We start from the raw sequence: 3211 nt of genomic DNA, 5'->3' as shown, positions 1-3211 counted from the left end.
TATTCGGCCCGGATTTGCGCCTCACGCGTTGCCAGATAAGCGGGCTCAAAGAGCGGTCGTTCGATCTTGGCCAGCGCATCCTCTTCGTCCGCCGGATCGAAATAGTCGGCAAGGTTGCCGCCCACTTCGGGAAGCGACGTGCGATTTGAGACTATAGAGAACTTGCCGTGCGCCAGGCTTTCGGCGACCGGCAAGCCCCAGCCCTCGCCGAAACTCGGAAAGACCGTGAATAGGCAGCGCCGGTAAGCCTCGTGCAATTCTGCATCGGACAAACCTCTCAGCATGACGATCTTGCCATTCAGATAGTCGGTCGCTGCAAGGTCGGCCAACAGCTCTTCAAACGACCAGCCGAGCATTCCAACGAAAACCAATGCCGGCACGCGGTCAGCGCCGTGCCGCTCTACCAGGAGCTGCCAAACTCTGACGAGCAGCCGGTGATTTTTTCGAATTTCAATCGTTGAAACGAACAAGACGTAACGTGCCGGAAGGCTCGCCATCGCCTGGCCTTGAGCCGGCAGCCGATCGATAAAGCCCGAGCCCGGCTCCAACACCTCGATGGGCGGCAGTCGCCAGCCTGACCTGGCAGTCAATTCGATCAGACGAGCCCGTGAATACCTGGAATTGGTGAGCACAATATCTGCAACGGATATGGCCTCTCGGAGCCAATGTCCAAAATGGGCAGCGTGACGCGGTTCGAAGAACGATGGAAACTCCATCGGAAGGACATCATGAACGAAGATCGAGAACTTGATTCCGTAGCGCCGCTTAGTCTCCGCCATTTGCTTCATATAGCCCGGAATTCCCCAACCGGCGCCGAGCGAGACGATCGTATCGCCGCGGCGCAGCTGCCGATGGAACGAATTCCGCCCGGTCAACATATCCAAGAGGTCGCGGACCGCAGACTTGAAGATCGAGAGAAAAAATCGCGGATTTTGCAGGATCACAGGAATCGATCTCGGGAACCTTTCCCAAAATATTGCCGGCTCCCAAAACGTCTTCCAGGGAGCGGTGGCGCCAAGCGGGTTCAGAAACGCGGAACGCAGGTCCTCAAAGCGGATCGCGTGGAGACGTTTGGTGAAGACACTGAGCCGACAAAACTTCACGCGTTCGGAATCACCGTACAGCAAGTTCGCCACACCGTAGATCTCGTACGACAGCCGCTGTGTGCCGGTCGGATTACGAAAATGGTCAAAAAACCGAAGGAAATCCTCCGCCTCGAACCAAATGGTGGGCTGCGAATTCCCGCCGCTGGATTCAATTCTGGGCTCACTTGTGTCGAGTGAAGCCGACAACAAAGCGGGCGTTGCAGGTAAACGGGCGACCTTCTCCTTGTATCGTGCCGACGAAGCGGCTCCGAGCCAGAAATTTGCGGTCACGTCAGCTCCGATTCGCGGGCCCTGCGAAGACCCGTCATTCCGCGCCTTTCGATCGGGAGGCCCGAAATCAATCCAGGGACAGGGGAGCTCCGCTCCTTGTCTGCCGCTGCGCGGCGTCCTCCTCCGAAGCTCGGGAAGCCTGGGTCGGTCGGAAAAAATCGCTGCCCGGTGACGACCCCGGTTGCGATCATAACAAATCCCCCGGCGCCTGCACCGATGCGTGCCTCCGGCGCGAGCGAGGTTACCGCGGCAATCCCCACCTCGACTCCTCCCCAAGGACAAGGTATCCCCCACGACGCACCTTGAGTCAATCAATGCAGCAGCGCTTTCCGCTAAACCGAGGGCGCATGACCGGTACGGCAGTTGAATATCCGGCCGGCAACATTTGGGATTATCGCCCTAAGTCGGCGAATTTCCGGTTCGGTGGAATCTCCCGGCTTCGGCCTGGTACTGATGCGCCGGCGTTTGATGCGAAAGCCGCCGGGCGCATGACATGGCGATTGCAGCCGATGGCTCGCCGGCATATCCTTCTCTGACAGGGCGATATCCTTCGCCGCAAGGCGATAACGAACCAGGGCATGACCGAAAGACGATTCCGACCGATCCGTGGTTCATTGGTCGTCGGCACCGCCCTCGGTTTTCTTCTTGTCGTGTACCTGATCGTCGCCAACGGCGCGGCCGATCTGGTTCACTCTCTGCACATCATTGGGTGGTGGCTCTTCCCCATCACCTTGTTCCATATCATTCCGTTGCTGTTGAGCGCGCTCTCCTGGCGCGAGTTGCTGCCGCCAACGACTCGTCCCGACGTCATCACCGTCGTCAGGATTCGCTGGATTCGCGAATCCATCAACTCGCTTTTGCCGGTTGCGAGCATCGGCGGTGATTTCGCCGGTATGCACCTGGCCCACCTGCGCGGAGTGCCTGGCGTGCAGGCGGTCGCCAGCATGGTCGTGGACATCACTATTGGGGCGGCCACCCAGCTGATATTCGTCATCTCGGGGGCGCTATTGCTGCTGATCCGATCGAGCGACCGCACCACGACGGCCGTTGCGTCGGGCGTGCTGGTCGGCACCGCTGTATTCCTGGTCACCATTGCGGCGTTCACCGTGTTCCAGCATCGCGGTCTATTCGGCGTCTCCGCGAAGTTGACCCGGCGCCTGCTGCCGCAGCAATGGCTGTCGGTCCTGGAGTCCGGCGCATCGGCCATCGATGACGCGGTCGTGGCATGCTATCGCGCAGGGCCAGTCATATTGGGTGCCGGCGCCCTGCGTCTCATCGCCTGGACTGTCGAAGCCGGTGAAATCTGGCTGGTGATGCGAGTTCTGGGCCAGCCGCTCGACATGATCAATGCGCTGATCCTCGAGAGCCTCAGCTCCGGCGTCCGCGCCGCGGCGTTCATGCTTCCTGCGGGATTGGGGGCACTCGAGGGCGGTTTGGTCATGGTCGGCGCGTTACTTGGGTTGCCTGCCGAAACGGCACTGGCCATCTCCCTGACCAAACGTGTCCGCGAGCTGGCGCTGGGTCTGCCCGGTCTATGCGTCTGGCATTGGATCGAAGGCCACCATCTGCTGCGCCGGAGCGAGCCGCGGCGCGCGGTCGGCGGCGCCGGGCCCGCGGACGGGTATACGCAGTCCTAGCCTGACTCAAAATCGCGTTCCGCAAGGAGTGCTGGTTCGATTCCGGCCAGGGCACCAACCTTTGCAGCAGCGGCGGCCATCCACGTATTTGCTCGCATCCAAGAACGAAGAAAGGAAGAAAGACCTGGATGCGCGGGCCTTGGCCGCGCCAAGAAGAGTGGCGGCCCAGCGTTCCGATGTGGCACTGGGGGATTCCTC

General features: G+C 60.6%; 3 protein-coding genes. 2 read left to right on the top strand and 1 reads right to left on the bottom strand.

Annotated elements, in window-relative coordinates; all coding sequences use genetic code 11:
• A partial coding sequence (locus ABSG20_RS33320) for a glycosyltransferase family 4 protein (RefSeq protein ID WP_423868693.1) occupies nucleotides 1-1376 on the bottom strand: 1376 nt, incomplete at its 3' end.
• 347 nt (nucleotides 1377-1723) lie between these two features.
• Between ABSG20_RS33320 and ABSG20_RS33315 the strand changes: the two genes are divergently transcribed.
• Nucleotides 1724-1912: a hypothetical protein gene (locus ABSG20_RS33315; RefSeq protein ID WP_423868692.1), complete on the top strand. Its 189-nt coding sequence runs from the start codon at nucleotides 1724-1726 to the stop codon at nucleotides 1910-1912.
• Between the two features lie 42 nt (nucleotides 1913-1954).
• Nucleotides 1955-3013, top strand: a complete 1059-nt coding sequence (locus tag ABSG20_RS33310) for a lysylphosphatidylglycerol synthase domain-containing protein (RefSeq protein ID WP_423868691.1) — start codon at nucleotides 1955-1957, stop codon at nucleotides 3011-3013.
• Nucleotides 3014-3211: the final 198 nt, after the last annotated feature.

Source organism: Bradyrhizobium sp. (assembly GCF_049512235.1).
Taxonomy (GTDB): Bacteria; Pseudomonadota; Alphaproteobacteria; order Rhizobiales; family Xanthobacteraceae; genus Bradyrhizobium.
The sequence above is the reverse complement of the archived record's forward strand: the minus strand, read 5'-3'. Positions and strand labels throughout refer to the sequence as shown.

Coding starts and splice junctions, on each gene's coding strand:
- ABSG20_RS33310 (WP_423868691.1), top strand. CDS start 1,955: ATGACCGAAAGACGATTCCGACCGATCCGTGGTTCATTGGTCGTCGGC.
- ABSG20_RS33315 (WP_423868692.1), top strand. CDS start 1,724: ATGACCGGTACGGCAGTTGAATATCCGGCCGGCAACATTTGGGATTAT.